The sequence below is a fragment of the Methylacidiphilum kamchatkense Kam1 genome, from assembly GCF_007475525.1.
Taxonomy (GTDB): domain Bacteria; phylum Verrucomicrobiota; class Verrucomicrobiia; order Methylacidiphilales; family Methylacidiphilaceae; genus Methylacidiphilum; species Methylacidiphilum kamchatkense.
Genome location: NZ_CP037899.1, coordinates 1,852,868 through 1,875,320 on the forward strand (window position 1 = coordinate 1,852,868; position 22,453 = coordinate 1,875,320).

The following is a 22,453-nucleotide window of genomic DNA, read 5'->3' on the forward strand; positions in this document are numbered from 1 at the left end:
TTTTATTTTCCTTCGATCTCTATGGATGGTCAGCCTACAACAGAAATTCCCTGGAAGCCTCGACATAATCCTTGGATAATCGCACTTTCGGTGATGCTTGCCACATTTATGGAAGTCCTGGATACCACCATCCTTAATGTTGCGCTTCCGTATATTGCAGGTGGACTTTCTGCCAGCAATTCTCAAGCCACATGGGTGCTTACGAGCTATCTTGTTTCCAATGCTGTTGTTTTGCCAATGACAGACTGGCTTGGAAGAACTTTCGGAAGGAAAAGACTGCTTTTGGCCTGCATTTCACTTTTCACAATCAGTTCGGTTATGTGTGGCGGAGCTCCTAACCTTGGGACCCTAATCTTTGCTAGAGTTTTGCAAGGAGCTGGTGGTGGAGGGCTCCAGCCCATTTCTCAAGCAATATTGTTAGAGAGTTTCCCTCCAGAGAAAAGAGGCCAAGCCATGGGCCTATTCGCTCTTGGGGTAGTCGTTGCTCCTATATTAGGACCGGTGTTTGGAGGCTGGTTAACGGATAATCTCAATTGGCGGTGGTGTTTTTTTATTAATCTACCAGTAGGCATTTTTGCTATTATAGCATCTTATTTTACCGTCGAAGATCCTCCTTACTTAAGAAGGAATTCAGAAAAAAAATTAGATATCCTTGGTTTTTCTTTTCTTTGCCTTTGGCTTGGCTGCCTTCAAGTCCTTCTTGACAAGGGTCAAGAAGACAATTGGTTTGATGCCATCTGGTTAAGATGGATGGGGGGACTATCTCTTATTGGAATGATTTGTTTTATTTTTCGTGAGCTCAAAACGCCTAATCCGCTTGTTGATCTAAGAATTTTTAAAGACAAAAATTTTTCTGTGGCCGTCTTTGAAGTATTCATTGTCGGGGTAGTCCTTTATGCCACGCTGTCGGGGTTACCTCTTTTTTTGCAAACGCTCATTTCCTATACTGCTTATCAGAGTGGCTTAGCGATTAGTCCCAGAGGCATAGGGGCTGTGGCAGGAGCAATAATAGCTGGCAGATTGCTTGGGCTAATAAGCGGCAGGCTGATTGTGGCTCTTGGATTTATATTTCTAGCTATATCTTCTTTTCAAATCGGTTTTTTTAATCTTGAAATAGCCAAACTAAACATCATCATTCCAAACATTATCAATGGGATTGGGGCTCCTTTCGTATTTATCCCTCTGACGACAGCAGCTGTTATTACGCTCAAGCAAGAACAGATAGGAGCTGCTACTGGCCTATTCAACCTTTTTCGAAACATTGGAGGTAGTATAGGCACTTCTATGGTTCAAACCTTCATCCAAAGACTTGCTCAAGCCCACCAAACTATCTTGGTTGGGTATTACACACCAGACAACCTTAATTATTTATCAAGGTTTTCTGGGATCGAAAGCTATTTAGGCATGCACAGTGGTTCTGTTCCAGCCGCTTCCCAAGCCCTAAAAGTTTTGTATTCTACGTTAATCAATCAGGCCAATCTTCTGGCCTACATGGAAATTTTTCAGGTAATGGGCTGGATCTGTGTCTTTTCCATTCCATTGGCCTTTCTTCTGGCTAAAGATACAAAAAAAACTGGACCTGTAGCTATGCATTAACAAATGGAACTCTAAAAACTCTATCGATATTTTCTTGATTGGTTTTATTTTTCTGCTTTGCTAAGGAGTAGGATGGCTAACACATTCATACGCAAAGTACTCGCAAGACAAGTCCTTGATTCAAGGGGAAATCCTACAGTAGAAGCTGAAATTCATTTAGAAAGTGGAGTCAGTGCTAGAGCAATTGTTCCGTCTGGAGCAAGTACAGGAAGTAACGAAGCCCTGGAATTAAGAGATGGCAATAAGGAACGGTATGGGGGCAAAGAAGTTTCTAAAGCCATTAGGAATATCACAAAAACAATAGCTCCTGAGCTAATAGGAAAAGATGCAGCTAACCAAGCAGAAATTGATCGGATATTGATTGATCTAGACGGCTCAAAAAACAAGTCGGTTTTAGGAGCCAATGCAATTTTAGCGGTTTCTCTTTGTGTGGCACGGGCAGCCGCTATGGCCGAAGGCATTCCACTATATAGGCATCTTGGAGGTTCACAAGCCATCACTCTGCCCATTCCTTTTGCCAATGTTATCAATGGGGGTGTTCATTCGGATGCTCCCCTCGATTTTCAGGAATTTATGATTGTGCCTAAAGGCGCTCCTTCATTCAAAGAAGGACTCAGGTATGGAGTAGAAATTTTTCATACCTTAAAAACTCTTCTCCAAGACAAAAAATTAGGAACAGGCATAGGAGATGAAGGGGGATTTGCCCCAGCAATTTCTTCTGCTGATCAAGCTTTCGATTTGCTTATCGAAGCAACAGAAAAGGCTGGATATATTCCAGGAAAAGATGTCTTTTATGCCATGGATGCTGCGGCAACCGAACTTTTTGAAGAAAGCTCTAAAATTTACGTATTCAAAAAGTCTCAAAACATAAAGATGCCAGCTTCGCATCTTATTGAACTCTACCGAGAGCTTGCTAAAAAGTATCCTCTTGTATCCATTGAAGATGGAATGGCTGAAAGCGATTGGGATGGCTGGAAACAGCTTACCCAACAGCTTGGAAGTTCCCTTCAGCTTGTCGGGGACGATCTGTTTGTTACCAACAAGGAATTTCTTGAGCAAGGAATTAAAGAAAAAGTGGCCAATGCTATTCTTATCAAAGTAAATCAAGTGGGGACCCTAACAGAAACCTTTCATACGGTAGAAACGGCTAAAAGGCATGGATACAAGGTCATGGTCAGTCATAGATCTGGAGAAAGTGAGGATCCTTTCATTGCTGATCTTTCAGTTGCCTTAAATGCAGGGCAAATTAAAACAGGATCTTTTTGTCGTTCTGATCGGCTATGTAAGTACAACCAACTGCTTCGAATTGAAGAAGAGCTAGGAGAAAGTGCTATTTATGGAATTTAGCTTTATTGGAGAGGCATAAAGTGATTAAATTCAAATCTCTGAACTTTTGGATCTATTTTATCCAATCGACGAAGCTCCTTATTTTTTTGGGCTTATTTGCGCTCCTCTTAAGTGTCTTTATACCGATTATTCGCAAGATTGACCAGTTAGAAAAGAAAAAAGAGCTTCTTGCCAAAGAATACGCAGAGGCTGAGTTAAAAAATAAAGAATTAAGTTGCAAGCTACATCTTCTAAAGCATGATCCAAGTTTTATCGAACGGATCGCTCGTGACCGGTTAAACATGGGAAAACCAGGTGAAATTATATTCCGGTTTTATCCTTATGGCTATGTTCCATTGAATAAAAAAAGCGTTAATAAACTGGAAAATAAAGAACCAGTAGAAAAGAAACCCTAAGCTAGTTCATAAAATATAAAGCAATACTATCAGCGACAAGCAGACCACGCGGTGTTAACACAAACCGATCTCCTACTGTCCTTCCTAACCCTTCATAGACAAGCCACTGAATGACTTCCCTTTCTTTCTGGCCAAAATGGCTTATGGCCACTCCTTGATCGGTTCGAAGGCCCAAAAAGATTCTTTCTTTATTCTTGGATTCTCCATCCAATGATTCCATCTCAGCTATAGCAAGCCGCCCTTCCTTTACCGCTTTGACATAATGAGAATGATCCGCAACATTTTTCCATCTTTTGGTTCCTACCGTCGAACAGGCGCTAGGACCAACACCTAAGTAATCTTTGCCTTGCCAGTAAGCTTGATTGTGGAGGGATTTATATCCAGGAAGAGCAAAGTTGGAGATCTCATAATGGATAAAACCATGCTTGGTTAATAAATCCGAAGCTTCATACATCATTTCAATCTCTTTTTGTTCATCACAACGAAATTTCCCTTCTTGGAAGGCTTTGAAAAATGGCGTGTTTTCCTCGTAGGTTAAACAATAAAGCGAAATATGCCTGGGAGCTAAATCCAAAGCCATTTGTAAAGATTGCTTTAAAGATTGTAGATCCTGTCCAGGAATGCCAAAGATGAAATCCAAATTGATATTTTCAATCCCTACTTTTCTAAGAAGATGAACCGAGTCGATCACATCCCTAGGCTTGTGTCTTCTACCAAGAACTAACAGTTCTTGTTCGTTCATTGATTGAGCTCCTATGCTCACTCGGTTAATACCAGTCTCTTTCCATTCGGCTGCCTTTTGCTCTGTAATCGTCCTTGGATTGGCTTCAATCGTTAGCTCTAGAAGGTTTTCCTTAGGAAGAATAGAGAGCAGCTGTTTGATTTCTTCTGATTTGGCTAAAGAGGGAGTGCCCCCTCCTATATACACCGTTTTTGGATCCAAAGAATAATGGTCTTTTAAAATTTCCACCTCCCTAATTAAAGCTTCCGTCAAAAGCGCTATGTCTTTTCTTTTCCCTTTAGTTACATAAAATCCACAATAAGGACAAATGGTGGCACAGAAAGGGAAATGGAAATAAAGATGTTCAATGCGCATAAAAGTGCTACAATAATCAGGCTTTGATTCGATAAGATAAAATACACTATCTTCAGATAACGTGGATTAAAAGTGCAAAACTCCTCTTAATCTCATGATGGCAAACAGCAAGATCGAAGAGCCGATCGACTGGTCAGTCATTATTGTTACTTTTCAGAGTCAAAAAGTTATAAAAAACTGTCTTGAGGCTTTATTCTGCCAAAGAGGCGTGCGTACTGAAATCTTTGTCGTAGACAATAATTCAACAGACGGGACAAAAGAAATCCTTAAAGCTTTGTCCACTAAGATTTGTTTCATCGAGAATCCCAGTAATGAAGGTTTTGCTAAAGCCGCCAACAAACCTCTCTGCCGAGCGAAAGGCCGATTTGTTTTATTTCTTAATCCGGATGTTGTGATTAAAAATCCTTATTTCTTAGAAAAAATAGCTGCTTTATTCGATGAAACCAAAACAGTCGGAGCCATTGGCCCCTCGTTATATTATCCTGATGGGCAGATTCAGCCGACTACCAGTTTGCAGTATCCCAATCAAAAATGGACACTTGGATCTATCCCAAAATATCCTGGGAATATTGCTGCCCTGCTTGGAGCTTGCCTAGCCATCCGTAAAGAGATACTCGATCAAATTGGCGGTTTTGACGAAGACTATTTTCTTTATGGAGAAGACCAAGATATTTGTTTGCGCATCCGTAAGCTTGGGTTTAGTCTTGCCTACCTTCCTCAAATTCAAGCGTATCATGTTGGGGGGCATAGCAGCGAAAACCTCTCTTACAAACTTCTATGGGAAAGAAAACTACAAGCCGAATATATGTTCTATAAAAAGCACTATCCTCAAAAAGCTATTGATCTCATCGCCTTTTCACAGCTGATCAAAAGCAATTGGCAACTCTTCCTCCTCTTCTTTTTTGGCAGCTCTCTCTTGCCAAAAAGCCGTCTTGATGAAAAAATCTGCAAATACAAGGCAATTCGTTCTCAGGCTTTAGCTCATCTTCGCTATCGATTCAACCAACCAAGACAATCATGATGACTCAGGACTTTAAGAAAGATTTTTTCGTTCTGCTTTCCCTTTTCGATGCCAAAAAAGCTTTTGCTTTTAGTCGGTATAACGATGGAGAAGCTCTCATTTTGTCTAATCAGAAAGTTGGTTGCAAAGGAGAATGGGAATATAATCCCAAAAAGAATCTATCTTTCAGAGCTGATTTAAGAAAATCTCTCCAAGCAACCGATCCTCGATTCTTTTATGGAGTACCGTCTTGGGACACAAGCCCAGAGATGCATCAAGCCGTTTTGCGTTATATTCAAGCTCCCCTTTCTCAAATCACGTTTGCCGCACTTTTTGCTAACGCAAATCATGATCTTTTTCTCAAAGAATTTCATCCACGAATCAAAAATTGGCCTTATGAAATCTTTTTTATAGGAAACTCCAAATTGAATCCCCAATCGATCCGGAAGGTCACAGGAGCAAAAGAAATTCTGCCTATCTATGGCAACTGTATCCGCTTTTGGGACAAAAATAAAAAGGAAATTCTAGCTCAATTAGATTGGATGGCAACAAGATCAGACCATTCCCTATTTCTTATAGCAGCAGGCCCTTTAGGCAAGATATTGATCCATGCTCTTTGGGAAATTTCTCCAAAGAATACCTATTTGGACATCGGTTCAGCTCTTGATCCACTCCTTTTTGGAAAAGATACCAGAGCCTATCATAAAGATGCTCAAAACCGATCGCTAGTGCTCCAATGGGCTCCCAGAGGAGATTCTAACTAAATGGAAAGATTCATAAAAGGCGTTTGGCAACGACTCTCTGGGAAAGGAGCAAAGGAGAACTGGTGGATATCTGCCACTGGGAGCTTTCGAGATGTAATGCCTGAATAAGCTCTTGATCGTGAAAACCCGCTTGAACCGCACGGCAAACCACTGGATAAGCCGTTCGAATCAATCCAATTTTATGTAAAACCCAAAGTTCAAACCTTTGGAAATAAGAGCGATAAGGCTCCGAAAAGACTAAGAGGAATGCTTTGCTATGTTGTATTCTTTCACCAATCCTCTGTAATTTCGATTCATCGAAAGCAAAAAAGAACCAATTAGCTATAATAAAAGAGTATCTTTCCCAAACTTCGAATTCGAGAATATCGGTTTGAACCCATTTCCAAGGAAGTGGCCATTTTATAGGACGAGGCGTACTATCAATTCCAGTAATGTCGATTTTTTCCCGCAGCAATTTATCGGAATAAAGAAATCTACCTAAATATCCATCCGCAGCACCTAATAAAAGCCCAGAAGAAAATTGGTGAATATTTTTTTTTAAAACTCTTGCAAACCAATGATAAGTCCCCATGAACAAGTGCAGCCGAGAGAGCTCTTTTGCTTTTTGAGAAGCAATTTGTAGCTGTCTTGATTGTAGTGGTGAATTTTCAGTAATGAGGATCCTTCCCATTGTTATTTTTTTTTACATTTCTTGTGAAATAAACTTATTTTTAAAAGGGAAACAAAAAGAAAAACATATTTTTGTTCACCGTCCCTTCTTCCATATCAACTCAGTTACCACTATGAATATCGATAAGCAACCTATCACTTCCTACCGGTGGGAAACTTTTTCCCACATGGCAGACATCGGCATTAGAGGTTTTGGCAATAGTCCAGAAGAAGCCCTTATAGCCGTATCTCTGGCATTGATTTCCGTCATAACCGATCCCCAAAAAGTCAGCCCCACAAGCTCTGTCAGTATAACCTGTCAGGATGATAGTTATGACTTGCTCCTCTATGATTGGCTAAATAGTCTGATATTTAAAATGGCTACTGAAAACATGCTTTTTTCTGCATTCGAAGTTGAACTGCGTTTACCATTCTTACGGGGAATGGCTTGGGGAGAAACCATAGATAGAGAAAAACACAAGCCGGCAGTTGAAGTCAAAGGAGCAACTTTTACTGAGCTTTTTTTCGGGCAGAATGGTAATCAATGGATCGCACAATGTGTGGTAGACGTATAAGGAGCTTGTTCAATCCGCTCGAAAGGGATGGGAATTTCGTAAGCCCTTCTCTAATTGCAATTTCCTTGAATGAGGATTTTATTTCTAGAAGGAGGGGTAGCTATGGAAATGTCCTTGCTTGAAAAAGTTTCCGAGAGTTGTTGGCAAATTCCTGCTCATGGGACAATGAGGGTTCCAGTGATTATTTATGGGTCTGAAAAAATAATCCAACAAATGGATCAAAAAGTTGCCGAACAGGCTTCCAACGTTGCCTCTTTACCAGGAATTGTTAAAGCATCTTATGTGATGCCCGATGCGCATTGGGGATATGGATTTCCAATAGGAGGCGTTGCAGCTTTCGATCCTGATCAGGATGGGGTAATATCGGCAGGAGGCGTTGGATTTGACATCTCCTGTGGAGTCAGAACCCTTTTAACAGGATTGCAAGAAAAAGACATTGAGCCAATCAAAAATAAACTCGCTGATCTTCTCTTCAAAGAAATTCCAGCAGGAGTGGGGAGTCATGGGAAGATTCACTTGGATAAGAACGAAATGGATAAGATGCTTGTCGGCGGAGCAAAATGGGCTATCGAGCAAGGCTATGGCAAAGAAGAGGATCTTCAGAGAATAGAAGAAGGGGGATGCATGCCCGGAGCTGATCCTCAAGCCGTTTCCAATCTTGCAAAAGAACGGCAAGCAAAAGAAATGGGCACGTTGGGTTCAGGGAACCATTATGCAGAGGTACAAGTTGTTGGCAAAATTTTTGATGAGGCTATAGCCAAATTACTGTCCATCCATGAAGGAGATATCGTTGTGAGTATTCATTGTGGCTCCCGAGGATTAGGGCATCAAATTGGGACGGATTATTTAAAAGAGATGGTACTTTGTGCCCAAAAACTCAAGATTGAATTACCTGAAAGAGAACTTGCCTGTGCTCCGATCCAATCGGATCTTGGGAAGAGATATCTTGGAGCGATGCGAGCAGGAATTAATTGTGCCTTGGCTAACAGACAGATCCTCACGCATTTGATTAGAAAAGTATTTTCCTATTTCTTTCCAAACATTTCCATGCCTTTGCTCTATGATGTCTCTCACAATACCTGTAAAGTCGAAGAGCATTCGATTAATGGAGGCTCAAAAAAACTGTTTGTGCATCGGAAAGGAGCTACTCGCGCTTTTGGTCCAGGTCACCCTGAAATCCCTAAAGATCTGAAAGAGGCTGGTCAACCAGTCCTTATAGGGGGCAGCATGGGCACCCATTCCTATATTTTGGTTGGGACGACTCAAAGCGAGCGGCTTGCTTTTTCTTCTGCAGTACATGGAGCCGGGAGAGCCATGAGCAGATCCAAGGCTTTGAAAGAATGGAAGGGTAAAGAGATCATTAAAAGCCTTGAAGCAAAAGGCATCCTGATCCGAGCTGTTTCAGAGCGCGGTGTTGCAGAAGAAGCTCCCTTAGCCTATAAGGATGTCAGTGACGTCGTGGAAGCGGCACATAAAGCAAAGCTTGCTAAACTGATTGCACGGCTTGATCCCTTAATTTGTATCAAAGGCTGATCGCATCCACGCTACAGATTCTATCTGGTTAACAAAAGAACCTAAGACTGTTACTTCTAGTTGAGAAAAACCATTCTCACTGTCTTTTTCCCTTCCTAGGATCTCTAGCCTGGAAAGGTTAGCTTAAAACCAAAACAGGACAAGAGAGAGGAACACAATTTACCGGGTACCTATAATCTATCTTCGCTTCTCTTCTGGAAAAGAAGGAGGACGGTTTATAAGCTAAGGTGGCAAAAGAAGAAATATTCTAAAAAATAAAGAATGATTTTTTTGCGTGGAAAAACCATATTACACATAAATTCAACACAATGAAATGGTCTTGGAGAATTGGTTCTATTTTTGGCATTCAAATTTACGTTCATTTCACTTTCTTCCTTCTTCTTAGTTGGATTGCTGTAGTTTATTATTCAGAAAGAGGAAGCCTGGAAGATGCCCTGTTGGGCATTTTTTTTACTCTGGCCCTTTTTTTTGTCATTGTTCTTCATGAACTAGGGCATGCGACTGCTGCCCGGTTTTTTAAAATTTCTACAAAAGATATTACGCTCTTACCCATTGGTGGTGTAGCCAGGCTTGAAAAAATACCAGAAGATCCCATTCAAGAGCTGATCGTTGCCATAGCTGGACCTGCCGTCAATATCATTCTAGCACTATTCCTATATCTCATTATGGTTATCGCTGGAATTCCTCTTGATGCCAAACAGCCAGACATGATTCATGGTAACATCCTGGCTCAATTTTTTTGGACTAATATCATATTAGCCGGCTTTAATCTCATACCCGCTTTCCCAATGGATGGCGGCAGGATTTTACGAGGACTTTTAGGAATTAAGATGGATTTTCTGCATGCTACCCGAATAGCCGCTTCGGTTGGCCAAACGATTGCCCTGGCTTTTGGATTTATTGGGCTTTTTACCAATCCTTTTCTTATTCTGATTGCGCTATTCGTATGGTTTGGAGCTTCACAAGAAGCGAACTTGGCTCAGGTCAAATTTACTCTTAGTAAAACCACTATCAGCCATCTTATGCTCCGGGAATTCCACGTTCTTTCACCTACAGACACTTTGGCAAAGGCTATCGAAATCACTCTTGCCACTCAACAGCATGATTTCCCCGTTGTGGAGAACAACAAACTGGTTGGCATGCTCTACAGGGCTGATTTGCTGATGGGTTTAATGCAAAAGGGCCAGGACGCTTTAGTAGATGAAGTCATGACCAGAGAGTTCGTAGTGGTAGAATCTTCTGATAAAGCCGAAGAGGTGTTCTCCAAACTCCAATCTATTCCCTATGCCACCATTCCGGTGACAGAAAAAGGAGAACTTGTCGGGTTGTTGACAAAGGAAAACATTGCTGAATTTTTGATGTTCCATACGGCTATGACAGAACGAAAAAGCAGATCCTTTTTTGAGACATAAGAGAAGCAATCTCTACGATGGATCTGAAAGAAGCTTGTATGATAGAAAGTTTTTCCCTAACCAATCTATTCATGCCCCTGTTGCTTAAAAAAAATGTCTTGAAAGAACCATGAAAGACAAACAAGCCTTAATTCTTACAGTCAATAGCGGCTCAACAAGCATTAAAATCAGTGTTTTCGATTCGGAAACTGAGTCTCTTGTTCTGCATGGAACAATAGAAAGAATCGGAATAACAAATAGCCTTTTTCAATTCAAAAATAGAGAGGGAGAAATAATTGCTGAAGAGCTTCTTCAATTGAAAGACCATGATGAAGCTATAGCCAAGCTCTTTTCCTTTCTCAAAAAGCATAGGCTAGAATCGTCACTTTTGGCAGTTGGACATAGAATCGTGCATGGTGGACAACTTTTCCAGGAGCCCCGACTCGTTACCTCTGAAATGTTGGAAAACTTAAAAGAACTTATCCCCCTTGCTCCAGATCATTTGCCAAGCCAAATTTTGGCCATAGAATCGTTTCGTAAACACATCCCACAAACTAAGAATATCTGCTGTTTTGATACAGCCTTTCACAGAACAATCCCGCATTACGCCCGCCTCTATGCCCTTCCAAAGTCCTTAAGGAACATGGGGATTATTCGATATGGATTTCACGGCCTTTCTTGTGAGTACGTCATGGAGGAGCTACAGAAAAAAGAAAAAGAAAAAGCTTGGGGCAAAATCATCATCGCCCATCTTGGAGGAGGAGCCAGTCTGACGGCTGTCTATAATGGCCAAAGCATGGATACGACAATGGGATTTTCTCCTCTTTCCGGTTTAATCATGGGAACTCGATGTGGAGATCTCGATCCTGGAGCCGTTCTCTATCTGATTAAAGAAAAAGGGTTTAGAGCAACCGAACTGTATGATTTGTTAAACAAGCAATCCGGATTGCTTGGCTTAAGCGGGAAAAGTCCAAATATGAAGGATCTTCTTGAAGATTCAACGAAAGAAGCCAAAGAGGCGGTGGATACCTTTGTCTATCAAGCAAAAAAATATTTAGGGGCATTCATTACCATCCTCAATGGATTGGATATTCTAGTATTTACTGGGGGAATTGGAGAAAATTCTTCTGAGATCCGAGAAAAAATATGTAAAAATCTGGATTGTTGGGCAATCCAGCTTGATCCCATAAAAAACCAAGCTCATAACGAAATTATTTCGACAGAAAAGTCTACGGCTAAAATTCGAATCGTAAAAACCAATGAAGAATTGATCATCGCAAGAAGAACCCTCCAACTATTCAGGCAAGGAACTTTAACCTTATGAATTTTTTTTATTTTTCCCAAAAACTTTCTTTTTTCCTTGGATTTTCTTTTATTCTATCAATCATTAAGCTTTAAAAGCTATTTTTCGTGGGGACCCATTGAAATGATCGAGCTAGAGCAGACGCAATTTATTTGCAGCTTCATAAACAATCATAGGTCCGCTGCTTAAATGCAGGAACTTTAAAACCCATTGGATCGATGAGAAAGCTTCAAAGTCTGACAATAAGAAGACCAAAGAGTTTCATGAATAGCCAATCTATTTGTTGAATAACACAGCCAGAGAATAGCCCTGTGAAAAACATTGTCTTTTTTTTGTTTTTTGCTTTTTTATCCAGTTTTTCCTATTCCTTCCCTTCTGAAGAAACTCTTCCAGAGGTCCAATCCGATTCCTTGCCTACTTCAGCCATTTTTGATCTGAGAATAGGCCTACAACCCGAAACGCAATTTCGTGGGGAAGTAGAAGCCTTATTCGATTCGATTCAATGGATAACGCCTAAGGAAATAAAAAACCTCTTGCTTTTCATTGAACCGTATTTTTGGTCTGCCCTATGGAAAAAAGAACCTGCTCCCAAAACCCTCTTATGGCTTGAGGAGCCTTACGGTTTTGCCGGAGGAAACGCTACCTGGAAGACGATAAACCCAAACAAAGACAACTTTCTTCTGTTCCGTTTTGGAAAATGGATCCTTTGGCTTGAAGGAAATGGAAACCATGGGAAAAGACAGCAGACCACACTCATAGCCACAGAAATAAAGGATACCGGGGATCCTAGCCCCATTTATTTCCATTATTTCCAAGGACAATACCCAAAAATTAAAAGCATTGTTCCTTTTAGATATATCGAACCAGAGGAGAACAAAAGTGTCGATTGCATAGGGATCTCATCGGAAGACCAAGACAAAGGAACAATCATCGAAGCTTTCGAGCTTGAGAGTCAAGAAAGGATCCTTCGGTTAGAGGAAAATGAGCTAACGGAAAGTTCTCCCGATTGGGAATGGTTACTCACTTCTGATTTTGATTTCATGCCCATTAGATTGTTAGATCCCAAGGATCCTTCTAGTCCTGATACTCCGCTAGCCGTTACTATAAGGCCTGAGAAAGCAAATAATCTATTGAACAGTTCGCTTTCTAGCTTACTCCCTAAAAAAGGAGAAGTGATCCTTTTTGATAGAAAGGAAAATTCAACCAAGATAAAAGATACCGAAGGGGCAAGCTTCCCGCGACTTAGCCCCGATGGGACCGTTGGATGGATCCAAAAAAACCACTTAGTTCTCTATCGCTATGGCCGCGTCTTTCAATACTTTCCTTTTGAAGGAAACTTTTCTTTGAATTGGTGCTTCAGCAATCATGGCAAAGAAATTTGTCTTTATTCCAGGAAACCCTCAAAACGCATCTATCGCTTCCTGTTAGCCTCCAATTTGTTTTTGTATTGGCTACCAGAATTAGAATTAAACACCCAACTACCTTTCTCCTTTGAAGAAATCTTTTCTAAATATGACGTCCATTCCGGAATGCTTCTTGAAAGAATCGTGTCAAGGATAGACTCTCCAACGGATTCTATAAGACTCCCATCTTGGGTCAAAGCCCTGAAGGCATTAAATCAATTTTATTTTGAATGAAACATTCAAAGGGAATGCATCTAGCTTTCTTGAATCTTAGCCAATAGATGCTAGATTTTAAAAGTGGAGTCCATTGAAGCCTATAGAAAGGATTTTCCTATCCTTTCGCTAAAAATTAATGATTATCCGCTTATCTATTTTGACAACGCAGCCACTTCTCAAAAACCCTTCTGCGTGATCGAAGCTTTATCTAATTTTTTTTTATCAGCCAATGCGAATGTTCACAGAGGACTCCATGAATTAAGTAGCCGAGCTACTGAACTATTAGAGGCATCCCGAGCCACAATCGCGCGGTTTATCAATGCCAGAAGTCAGGACGAGATTGTATTTACAAGAGGAACCACAGAATCGATTAACCTTGTTGCTGCCTCATTAGGTTCCCTTTTAAAACCTGGAGACGGTATCCTTTTAACTGAAATGGAGCATCATTCGAACCTGATACCCTGGCAACAGCTTGCTAAACAAAGAGGCTTACGTTTGTTCTTCCTTCCGATCGATGGAAGAGAAGGAAATCTTCAGTGGACTTCACTCGAAGAGTTCCTCATTAAAAATCGGATAGTCATTTTCTCTTTTACTCATGTATCTAATACATTGGGCGTGATTAATCCAGTCGAATCTTTCTGTGCAATTGCTAGAAAATTAGGGGTCCTTACTCTTGTGGATGCAGCTCAAAGCGCCGGCCATAGGCCACTTGACGTGCAGAAATTAGGTTGTGATTTTCTTGCCTTTTCTGGGCATAAAATGTGTGGACCAACTGGCATAGGAGTCTTGTATGGGAGGAAGGAGCTACTCGAAAAGATGCCTCCTTTTCAATATGGGGGGAACATGGTTTTGGATACAGATTTCTTCGAAAGCCGGTGGAAAGAACCCCCTCACAAATTTGAAGCTGGGACGCTGCCGATAGCCGAAGCAATTTGTTTAAAGACAGCCATTGATTATCTTTGTCAAATAGGGCTAGAAAAAATCGCTCTTCATGATGAACAAATTGCTTGCTATGCCTACAACCAAATCTCCTCTCTACCCTGCATCATTCCTTTAGGGCCTACAAAAAAGAGAGCTGGAATTGTGACATTTTCAGTTAAAGGATTGCACCCTCACGACTTTATTACCTATTGTGACCGTTATGGTGTGGCTTTGCGCGGCGGCCATCACTGCAATAAACCCCTTCTGTCAAAATTGGGAATCGACTCAGCCATTCGTGCTAGTTTTTATTTTTATAATACTAAATCGGAAGTTGATCGATTCATTGAGATTATCGATAACTGTCTTCGATTCTTTAAATTAACCGGCTAACAAATAGGTTTGTTATGGATTTAGAAGATCTTTATCAAGAAATCCTTTTGGACCATTCCCGTTATCCGCGCAACTTTGGGAAACCAGAAGGTAAATACTTAGAAGCCGAAGGAACAAATCCAAGTTGCGGGGATACTATCCAACTTTTCATACGCATCAATGATTCTAATCAGGTCATTGAACGCGTTCAGTTCCTTGGCAGAGGCTGTGCAATCTCCATAGCTTCAGCTTCTTTAATGACCGAAATCGTGCAATCCAAAAAAATAGAAGAGGCTATAGGCATAAAAAATACCCTACAGCTCTTCCTAACGGGCCAAGAAACAGTGGAGGATGCGGTGCTTGGGGAATTATCCTGTCTAAAAGGTGTCAGGCATTTTCCTGCTAGAGTTAAATGTGCGCTGCTCCCATGGCATGCGTTAGCCAAGGTTATCCAATAGGCCCTTTTACTTTCAAGGCTAGTGTATAGGAATGATAGCTGGATACAGCCATAGAATGAGTGCTATTTCCCTCTAGGATCCAATCACGGATAATATGCCATAGAGTTAGAGGAAAGGTTTCCCTAAAAATAAGAGCCATCATTGGGGAAGATATCGAACAAGAAGGGCTGAATAAACTGTTTCGGTAGTGCCCTGGCCTACTTTTGTTGCATAGAGGGTATCGCCTACATACTGCCTTTCTTTAACAAGAACAATCAGTGCATCCGCATGTCTTTGTTTTGCTAATTTGACTAGCCCTCGAAGAGTGGGTCCCTTTTCAAAGGGCCCATTACCTCTTTTTTCTGAAAGAGTCCCATAAACCTTATATGGTCGATTAGGCCTGCCATGCATCCAAACATCCATGCCGTCGATACGGTGTTTTTTTCCAGATCCCATCCCCAACCGATAGACATATCCTTCTTCTGGAAGATACTCTGAGGAAACACAGCCAAGAGAAAAGAAAAGAAAAAAAACAAACAAAAAGCAAAGTTGATTTCCCATTATTTTAATTATTAATTACTTCAGCAACGATCTGAAAGGAAAACCTGTTTGTTTTAGGTTTTCTTGATTAAAAAATGAGTTTCATTCATTTTGTGTGAAGCTCTATAGAAACGGCACTGATGCAAAGCATATGATTTTTTCAGAACCTTCTTTATCCTTAGCCACTTTCAACGAAGACAGCCTTACTTTTAGGGAAAAATTTTTGCATTGGCTGACCGACCATTCAAAATGGATACCTCTAGAAAAATATTGTGAGGAGGGATGGCCCTCTGAACAGATTCAACTAATCATAGAACGCTGTCATTTCCGTCCCCATTCTATCGAAATAGAATTTACAGCGCTTTTTGATGAGTGCATTTCTTCTTGTTGCCATCTTGGCACAGAAATAGAAGAAAGTGGGTTTTATTCGATCCCAAGAAGAGGATCTTTTCTTTGTTTTATAGACCGACAAAATGGCAACTTCACCATCCAATCATTGGAACAGTAAGAATCTTTCGATCCAAGGGAAGAAACAAGAAATGACCTTTTCTCCTACCAAGTGGTTGAACCATCCCTTGTTAAAACAACAACACAAGCTGTTAAAGCAAGGGGGCAACTGGAGCATGGAATGCTTGCCCACCTCCGCTCAATCCTTTTTTCTTGCCTCCTTTATAGCCGATTTCCACTCACCCACTTTGGTCATAGCAGAAAGCATTAAAAAGGTCAATGAATTGGCCATTGGATTAGAATGTTGGGGAAGCCCTTACATAGTCTTTCCTGAAATTGAACCTGTGTCGACGGAAAGCTTACCGGATCCGTTGTTGATGGCCGAAAGGCTAAGAGCAGCCTATAGTCTGCTCAATTTTTTTTCAGGGACTATCCTGACCACAGAGTTAGCTTTAGAAGAGCCTCTGCCTTCCCCTAGCTTATTACAAGAAAAGCGTTTTCTGATTGTCCCTGGAAAAACGACTGATAGATCCGCTCTAATCGAACGACTCGTGGAAGCTGGGTACGAAAGAGTTGACACGGTAGATAACCGAGGCCAATTTGCCGTTCGGGGATCGATTGTAGACTTTTTTTCTTGGGATGGTCTCTTTCCTTTGAGAACGGAATGGGAAGGCAATCAAATCATCTCGTTGAGACAATTCCATCCAATTACGCAACGTTCTTTTAAGCCCCTTGATGAAGCTTTTCTTTCTCTTATCAATGCTGAGGACATTAGCAAGGGAAAAGCATCGCTTTACGATTACTTGCCTAAAATGACCCCCACATTTTGGTCAAAGGCACCGGAAATAGCGATGCCAGACATAGATATCCATTTCGAAAGCCATATTTTACTGGATGCGCCCAAAGGAGATTGGTTCCATCAGGAAAGACGATGGGAATTCTTTCTGTCTCAACTGACTCAATGGATCGAAAAAAAATGGGAGATCGTCATTTTTGTTAACAATGAAGGAGAAGAAAGCCGATTAAAAGAAATCCTTTCTAACCAGGGGATTAATATCGAATCGATCTTTTTTGCAAAAAGCCCGCTTCTCAAAGGCTTTTCCTGGCCCGCAGCCAAACTTGCCATTCTAACCGATGCAGAAATTTTTGGTAGGTACCAGAATCAGAAGATTTGCTTACGTAACCAAGAAACGAACGATGCCCTTGAGAAATACTTGACGGGTGAGATCTCTGAACAGTGGAAAGAAGGAGATTATGTGGTGCATTTGCAGCATGGTATCTGCCGGTTTAGAGGAATAAAGAGCATGGATGGAACAAATAGCGAAATGATCGAGCTTGAATTCGACCAAAAAGCTAAGCTCTACGTTCCTATTGATCAAGCTAATCTAATTTCTCGGTATATTGGAGGGACCAAAAAACAGCCAAAACTCGATTCGTTAGGCGGCACACGGTGGCTGCGAGCAAAAAGCGCCACAGAAAAAGCAGTGTCAGACCTTGCCGAAAGAATGCTTAAAATTAATGCAGAAAGAGAGGTGCTCGAGGGATTCGCCTTCCCTAAAGATGACCATTGGCAAAGAGAATTTGAAGAGTCTTTTATTTATGAAGAGACAGCCGATCAGCTCAAAGCAATTGAAGAAACAAAACGAGATATGGAAAGCAAACGGCCAATGGATAGGCTCATCTGCGGGGATGTTGGATTTGGCAAAACGGAAGTTGCCATTCGGGCAATTTTCAAAGCTGTTATGGGAGGCAAACAAGCTGCACTACTGGCGCCTACCACAGTCCTTGCAAAACAACATTTTAATACGCTTTCGGAACGGTTTGCTGATTATCCCATTCGGACCGCTTTGCTCTGTCGATTGATAAAAAATAGTGAAGAAAAGGAAATACTTACAGGGCTTAAAAACGGATCTATCGACGTAGTGATCGGAACGCACAGACTGCTTTCTGCTGACGTCGCATTTAAAGATCTTGGATTAATCGTCATTGACGAAGAACAACGCTTTGGCGTACTCCAAAAAGAAAAATGGAAAGAAACATTTCGGCTTATTGATGTTCTCAGTCTTTCGGCCACTCCTATTCCCAGAACGCTTTATTTAGCATTGGCTGGAGCTCGGGATATGAGTTTAATCGAAACGCCTCCCCCTAATCGTTATCCTATCGAGACGATTGTGAGCGCCTATGACGAGCGAATAATACGACAAGCGATTGAGCGAGAATTAAATAGGGGCGGACAGGTGTATTTTCTTCATAATCGAATACGGACCATTGAAAAAGTAGCCTCAAGGATAAAATCGCTTTTGCCCTCTGTAAAAATTGCCATAGGTCATGGAAGAATGAAAAAAAGCGAGCTAGAAGAGGTAATGGAAAGTTTTGTTAATGGACAGATCGATGTGCTGCTAGCCACAAGCATCATAGAAAACGGCTTAGACATTCCCAATGCGAACACTATCATTATTGACCGAGCCGATCTTTTTGGTCTTGCTGATCTCTATCAGTTAAGAGGAAGAGTGGGACGATCCAATCAAAAAGCCTATGCTTATCTCTTACTCCCAAGGGATTTATTCATTCAAGCCGACGCTAAGAAAAGAATTAAAGCTATGCAAGAGCATTCTCAACTGGGTGTGGGCTTCCAGATAGCCTTAAGAGATCTAGAAATACGAGGAGCCGGTAATCTTTTAGGCACCTCTCAAAGTGGTCATATCGCCTCTGTAGGATTTGAACTCTATTGCAAACTACTCAAAAAAGCGGTCCAAAGACTTCAGGGTAAAGAAATCGATTCTTTAACTGATTGTAAGGTCTCCTTAGATTTTTTACTTCCTGAGCCAGGAGGCGGCAGGCATGCCTTAGCTTTTATTCCATTTACTTATATGGAAAGAAGAGAAGAGAGGCTGCAAGCTTATAGACAGCTAGCTGAAGCACTCAGTCTAGGGGAGCTAGAAGAAATCAAAAAAGGGTGGAAAGACAGGTTTGGTGCGTGGCCTGAACCTGTAGAAAACCTTTTTTCAATTACTGAAATCCGGCTTATGGGAGCTGCCAAAGGCATAGAACGGGTCGAATCGGATCAGGATAAGTTAAAACTAATGAGACATAGGGAGTATTTGTTTACAGCGCAAGGCAAATTCCCACGCTTGATCGAATCAGATACAAAGACTAAAATAATGCAGATTAAGAAATGGTTAGAAGCCTTCTAATTCTTTTCCTTTGTTTCTTTTGCTTGTTACGAAGTTTGTTTTCACAAACTGCTAACGATGGCATTGCTGCCATTGTAAATGATAAAGTAATTACTTTTTCTCAAGTCAGAAAACAAGTAGAACCCAATGAAGCCGTCTTGAGGGAAACCTATCAAGGGCCTGAGCTGGTTGATCGGATCAAAGAAGCTCGGTTAAGTGCCTTGCGAGCCCTAATTGACAGAGAATTAATTATTCAGGATTTTAAAAGCAAGAAATATGCTATTCCCGATTCGTTCATTGAATCACGAATCAGAGACATTATCCGAACTCAATTTGATGGAGATAGAATTGCTTTCATTCGGACACTCCAAGCCAATGGGGTGAGCGAAGAACAGTATAAGCAACAGATCCTCGAACAGATCATCGTCCAGGCCATGAGAATGAAAAATGTATCAGAACCGGTGATTATTTCTCCTTATCAAATTGAAAAGTACTATCACGACCACATAAGCCAATTTTTCGATCCTCCTCAAGTAAAATTACGAATCATTTTTCTACAGAAAACTTCTTTTAAAGAGAAACGCGCTACGGTGGGCGGTCAGATAGAAGAATATGATCCTGCCAAAGAAACAGCCACAGAACTGTTAAGCAAACTTCAGCTGGGTGCTGATTTTGCTGAATTAGCTAGAACCTACTCCGAAGGACCCAAAAGAATGGATGGTGGGGACCTGGGGTGGGTAACCAAAGATAGCCTTCGACCCGAAATAGCGGAAGCAGCCTTCTCCATGTATCCAGGACAAACAAGTGGGGTGATAGAAACCGTTGATGGCTATTACATTATAAGGCTTGAGGATAAGCGGAAAGGAAAGCTTAAGCCCCTATCCGAGTTGAGGAGTCAGATTGAAGGCCTATTGATTCAAGAACAAAGACAAAAACTGCAACAACAATGGTTAAATAATTTAAAGGCAAAAGCCTTTATAAAAATGTTCTAAACCTCATCCTACTCATTCCAATGCATGTACCAACTATTGGCATCACATTAGGGGAACCAGCCGGAATTGGTCCTGAAATCGTTTCAAAGGCTCTCCAGTGCAATAAAATCTCCAAACGTTTTGACTATAGAATTATAGGTCCCAAAAAAAAATTTGAGCCTGGCAAGTTATCCCCTTCCTCCGCTGAAGCAGCATGGGAAGCTTTGGAGGAAGCATTCAAACTTTGGGAAAAAAAAGAAATCCAAGCGATTGTCACCTCCCCTGTTCATAAAGGGAATCTTTTCCAAATTGGCTTTCCTTATCCAGGACAAACTGAATTTTTTGCTTCCAAGCTAGGTGTTCCTAAAGAAAAGGTGATCATGGCCATGTCCAGTCCAAAGCTACATCTCTCTCTGCTCTCCACGCATCTAAGCCTCCAAGAAGCCATCCAAGCCATCACGAAGGATAAAATTAAGCTTGCAGCAGTTCTTTTGCTTGAATTCTTAAAAAAATTAAAGCCAAAATCATCTCTTAAAATTGCTATCGCAGGACTAAATCCTCATTCGGGAGAAATGGGACATTTTGGAAAAGAAGAACACGAATCCTATGAGCCAGCCATCGAGGAACTCAAAAGGAATGGTTTTCCTGTGGAAGGCCCCCTTTCTCCTGATTCTGTCTTTAGAGAAGCTTTAGAAGGAAAATACGACGGGGTGGTGGCCTCTTACCATGATCAAGGATTAATTCCATTCAAACTTGTATCCTTTTATTCTGGAGTGAATGTCACGCTGGGATTGCCATTAATTCGTACTTCCCCTGATCATGGTGTGGCCATCGATATTGCAGGAAAAAACAAAGCCGATCCAAGAAGCCTGATTGCAGCTATTAAACTGGCTTGCAAACTCGTTCCTAAAGAAAACAGAAAGTAAAGGGCCTTTTTTATTTATTTATGAGCCAAAAAATAGATTGTCGGATGAATCGCTCTGCATTTGATTATATATTTTCGGTTGATTAAGCATTATTACAATGAATGTTTCCGATTTAAGAGGCATCCTAGCTTACATCCCACAATTTAGAGAAAAAGTCTTTGTCATAGCCATTGATGGAGCCATCGCAGCCAGCGAAAATTTTCCAAATTTAGTGCTCGATCTAGCCGTATTAAGAAGTGTTGCTATAAAAGTCGTGTTAGTCCATGGGATCGCCCATCAGTTAAAGCAGCTTTCCCTGCTTCTACATACTGACTTATCTGACACCACAGGAATCGGTATTACCGATCAAAAGACTCACGAATTAAGCCTTATAGCTTCTTCCAAAGTAACTTTTCAAATACTAGAAGCTCTTTCAGCATCTGATCTGAGAGCCTGTGCCACAAATGCCATTATCGCCCATCCTTTTGGAATTGTCAGCGGTGTAGATTACCAACTCACAGGCCGTATTAACAAAATCGACGTACCATTCATCGAGTATTTATTACAAAAAAATATCATCCCAGTCATAGGACCAATTGGTTTCGATGGAGAAGGGAAAAGTTATCGGATTAATTCCGATGCTGTCGCTCAGTGTATGGCCGAAGCCCTTCATGCAGAAAAGCTTATCTATCTTACTACCTACCCAGGCATTCTTGATAATGAAGGCAATCTTATAAGAGAATTAGATGTCCAAGCTGCCCAAGAATTTCATAAAAACTTTTCTAAATCACAGCCTGAGCAACTCAGATCCAAATTAGAACACGCCATTCACGCATGCAAAAACGGGGTCAACCGTGTGCATATTATTGACGGGAGAATGGATGAAGCTTTGCTTTCGGAAATATTTTCTAACACTGGCATAGGGACGATGATCTATGCCAATCAGTATGAATCGATCCGTCCGGCTCGTAAAAAAGATATCGGTGCGATCTTAAAACTTATCCAAGAACCGATCGAATCGGATGAAATTTTGCCTAGAAAAGCTGTGGATATAGCCAGGGATCTTCAATCGTATTACGTTTTTGAACTAGATAAACAGATTGTAGGATGCATGGCTGTCTATCCCTATCCCAAAACGTCTCAAGCCGAACTAGCCTGCCTTTCTGTGGCTAAAAGCCATGAAAATCAAGGCATTGGTAGAAAAATGATTCATTATGCCGAAAAACTAGCTTCGCAACAAGGATTTAAGCAACTTTTCCTCTTGTCGACTAGGGCTTATGTTTATTTTATGCAAAAAGGCGGATTTAAAGAAGCCGATCCCTCGATTCTCCCTTTGGAAAGAAAAATAAAATACGAAAAAACCGGTAGAAATTCAAAAGTGCTTTATAAGCCTCTTCAATAAATGCTCCTCATCAACAGCGAT

The 22,453-nt window shown here is 41.1% G+C and carries 20 protein-coding genes; 17 read left to right on the plus strand and 3 right to left on the minus strand.

Annotated elements, in window-relative coordinates; all coding sequences use genetic code 11:
• The first annotated feature begins 21 nt into the window (after positions 1-21).
• The 3 genes from kam1_RS08555 to kam1_RS08565 all read left to right on the plus strand — a co-directional run bounded on the left by kam1_RS08555 (position 22) and on the right by kam1_RS08565 (position 3,338).
• Complete coding sequence (locus tag kam1_RS08555; protein ID WP_039720943.1) at positions 22-1,596, plus strand: DHA2 family efflux MFS transporter permease subunit; 1,575 nt, start codon at positions 22-24, stop codon at positions 1,594-1,596.
• Between the two features lie 72 nt (positions 1,597-1,668).
• Complete coding sequence (gene eno / locus kam1_RS08560) at positions 1,669-2,943, plus strand: phosphopyruvate hydratase (RefSeq protein WP_039720942.1); 1,275 nt, start codon at positions 1,669-1,671, stop codon at positions 2,941-2,943.
• A gap of 20 nt (positions 2,944-2,963) precedes the next feature.
• On the plus strand, positions 2,964-3,338 hold the full coding sequence (locus kam1_RS08565) for an FtsB family cell division protein (RefSeq protein WP_039721071.1): 375 nt from the start codon (positions 2,964-2,966) through the stop codon (positions 3,336-3,338).
• A 1-nt stretch (position 3,339) separates the two neighbouring features.
• Here kam1_RS08565 and hemW read toward each other — a convergent pair whose 3' ends face one another.
• A complete protein-coding gene (gene hemW, locus kam1_RS08570; RefSeq protein ID WP_039720941.1) occupies positions 3,340-4,434 on the minus strand; it encodes a radical SAM family heme chaperone HemW in 1,095 nt (364 codons plus the stop codon).
• Positions 4,435-4,528: 94 nt separating this feature from the next.
• Between hemW and kam1_RS08575 the strand changes: the two genes are divergently transcribed.
• Together kam1_RS08575 and kam1_RS08580 are read left to right on the plus strand one after the other, a co-directional pair.
• Complete coding sequence (locus kam1_RS08575; RefSeq protein ID WP_039720940.1) at positions 4,529-5,455, plus strand: glycosyltransferase family 2 protein; 927 nt, start codon at positions 4,529-4,531, stop codon at positions 5,453-5,455.
• Positions 5,452-6,198: a hypothetical protein gene (locus kam1_RS08580; protein WP_039720939.1), complete on the plus strand. Its 747-nt coding sequence runs from the start codon at positions 5,452-5,454 to the stop codon at positions 6,196-6,198. Before kam1_RS08575 ends, kam1_RS08580 begins: the two co-directional genes overlap by 4 nt.
• A gap of 10 nt (positions 6,199-6,208) precedes the next feature.
• Here kam1_RS08580 and kam1_RS08585 read toward each other — a convergent pair whose 3' ends face one another.
• Positions 6,209-6,868, minus strand: coding sequence for an NAD(P)-dependent oxidoreductase (locus tag kam1_RS08585; protein WP_039720938.1), 660 nt, complete (start codon positions 6,866-6,868; stop codon positions 6,209-6,211).
• Positions 6,869-6,980: 112 nt separating this feature from the next.
• Between kam1_RS08585 and kam1_RS08590 the strand changes: the two genes are divergently transcribed.
• From kam1_RS08590 to sufU, 7 genes are all read left to right on the plus strand, one after another.
• Entirely contained in the window at positions 6,981-7,421 is a 441-nt protein-coding gene (locus tag kam1_RS08590) for an archease (RefSeq protein WP_052250443.1), read from the plus strand.
• A 102-nt stretch (positions 7,422-7,523) separates the two neighbouring features.
• Complete coding sequence (locus tag kam1_RS08595; protein WP_039721069.1) at positions 7,524-8,954, plus strand: RtcB family protein; 1,431 nt, start codon at positions 7,524-7,526, stop codon at positions 8,952-8,954.
• Between the two features lie 308 nt (positions 8,955-9,262).
• The gene (locus kam1_RS08600; RefSeq protein WP_039720937.1) at positions 9,263-10,366 is read left to right on the plus strand and encodes a site-2 protease family protein; all 1,104 of its coding nucleotides are present in this window, start codon (positions 9,263-9,265) and stop codon (positions 10,364-10,366) included.
• Positions 10,367-10,475: 109 nt separating this feature from the next.
• Complete coding sequence (locus kam1_RS08605; protein WP_039720936.1) at positions 10,476-11,669, plus strand: acetate/propionate family kinase; 1,194 nt, start codon at positions 10,476-10,478, stop codon at positions 11,667-11,669.
• A 290-nt stretch (positions 11,670-11,959) separates the two neighbouring features.
• On the plus strand, positions 11,960-13,285 hold the full coding sequence (locus kam1_RS08610) for a hypothetical protein (protein ID WP_039720935.1): 1,326 nt from the start codon (positions 11,960-11,962) through the stop codon (positions 13,283-13,285).
• 63 nt (positions 13,286-13,348) lie between these two features.
• Positions 13,349-14,578, plus strand: a complete 1,230-nt coding sequence (locus tag kam1_RS08615) for an aminotransferase class V-fold PLP-dependent enzyme (RefSeq protein WP_052250423.1) — start codon at positions 13,349-13,351, stop codon at positions 14,576-14,578.
• Positions 14,579-14,592: 14 nt separating this feature from the next.
• A complete protein-coding gene (gene sufU, locus kam1_RS08620) occupies positions 14,593-15,015 on the plus strand; it encodes a Fe-S cluster assembly sulfur transfer protein SufU (protein WP_039720933.1) in 423 nt (140 codons plus the stop codon).
• A 138-nt stretch (positions 15,016-15,153) separates the two neighbouring features.
• On the opposite strand, the gene kam1_RS08625 is transcribed toward sufU, so the two are convergent.
• Positions 15,154-15,555 carry a hypothetical protein gene (locus kam1_RS08625; protein WP_039720932.1) on the minus strand — a complete coding sequence of 134 codons (402 nt, stop codon included), beginning with the start codon at positions 15,553-15,555 and terminating at the stop codon, positions 15,154-15,156.
• A 130-nt stretch (positions 15,556-15,685) separates the two neighbouring features.
• On the opposite strand from kam1_RS08625, the gene kam1_RS08630 reads away from it, so the two are divergent.
• The 5 genes from kam1_RS08630 to argA all read left to right on the plus strand — a co-directional run bounded on the left by kam1_RS08630 (position 15,686) and on the right by argA (position 22,432).
• Positions 15,686-16,042, plus strand: a complete 357-nt coding sequence (locus kam1_RS08630) for a hypothetical protein (protein ID WP_143958386.1) — start codon at positions 15,686-15,688, stop codon at positions 16,040-16,042.
• On the plus strand, positions 16,008-19,175 hold the full coding sequence (gene mfd, locus kam1_RS08635) for a transcription-repair coupling factor (RefSeq protein WP_039720931.1): 3,168 nt from the start codon (positions 16,008-16,010) through the stop codon (positions 19,173-19,175). Before kam1_RS08630 ends, mfd begins: the two co-directional genes overlap by 35 nt.
• Positions 19,157-20,146 carry a peptidylprolyl isomerase gene (locus kam1_RS08640; RefSeq protein ID WP_039720930.1) on the plus strand — a complete coding sequence of 330 codons (990 nt, stop codon included), beginning with the start codon at positions 19,157-19,159 and terminating at the stop codon, positions 20,144-20,146. The genes mfd and kam1_RS08640 overlap by 19 nt, the downstream gene beginning before the upstream one ends.
• Before the next feature lie 20 nt (positions 20,147-20,166).
• Positions 20,167-21,051 carry a 4-hydroxythreonine-4-phosphate dehydrogenase PdxA gene (pdxA, locus tag kam1_RS08645; protein ID WP_143958387.1) on the plus strand — a complete coding sequence of 295 codons (885 nt, stop codon included), beginning with the start codon at positions 20,167-20,169 and terminating at the stop codon, positions 21,049-21,051.
• 97 nt (positions 21,052-21,148) lie between these two features.
• Positions 21,149-22,432: an amino-acid N-acetyltransferase gene (gene argA, locus kam1_RS08650; RefSeq protein WP_039720929.1), complete on the plus strand. Its 1,284-nt coding sequence runs from the start codon at positions 21,149-21,151 to the stop codon at positions 22,430-22,432.
• Positions 22,433-22,453 lie beyond the last annotated feature (21 nt).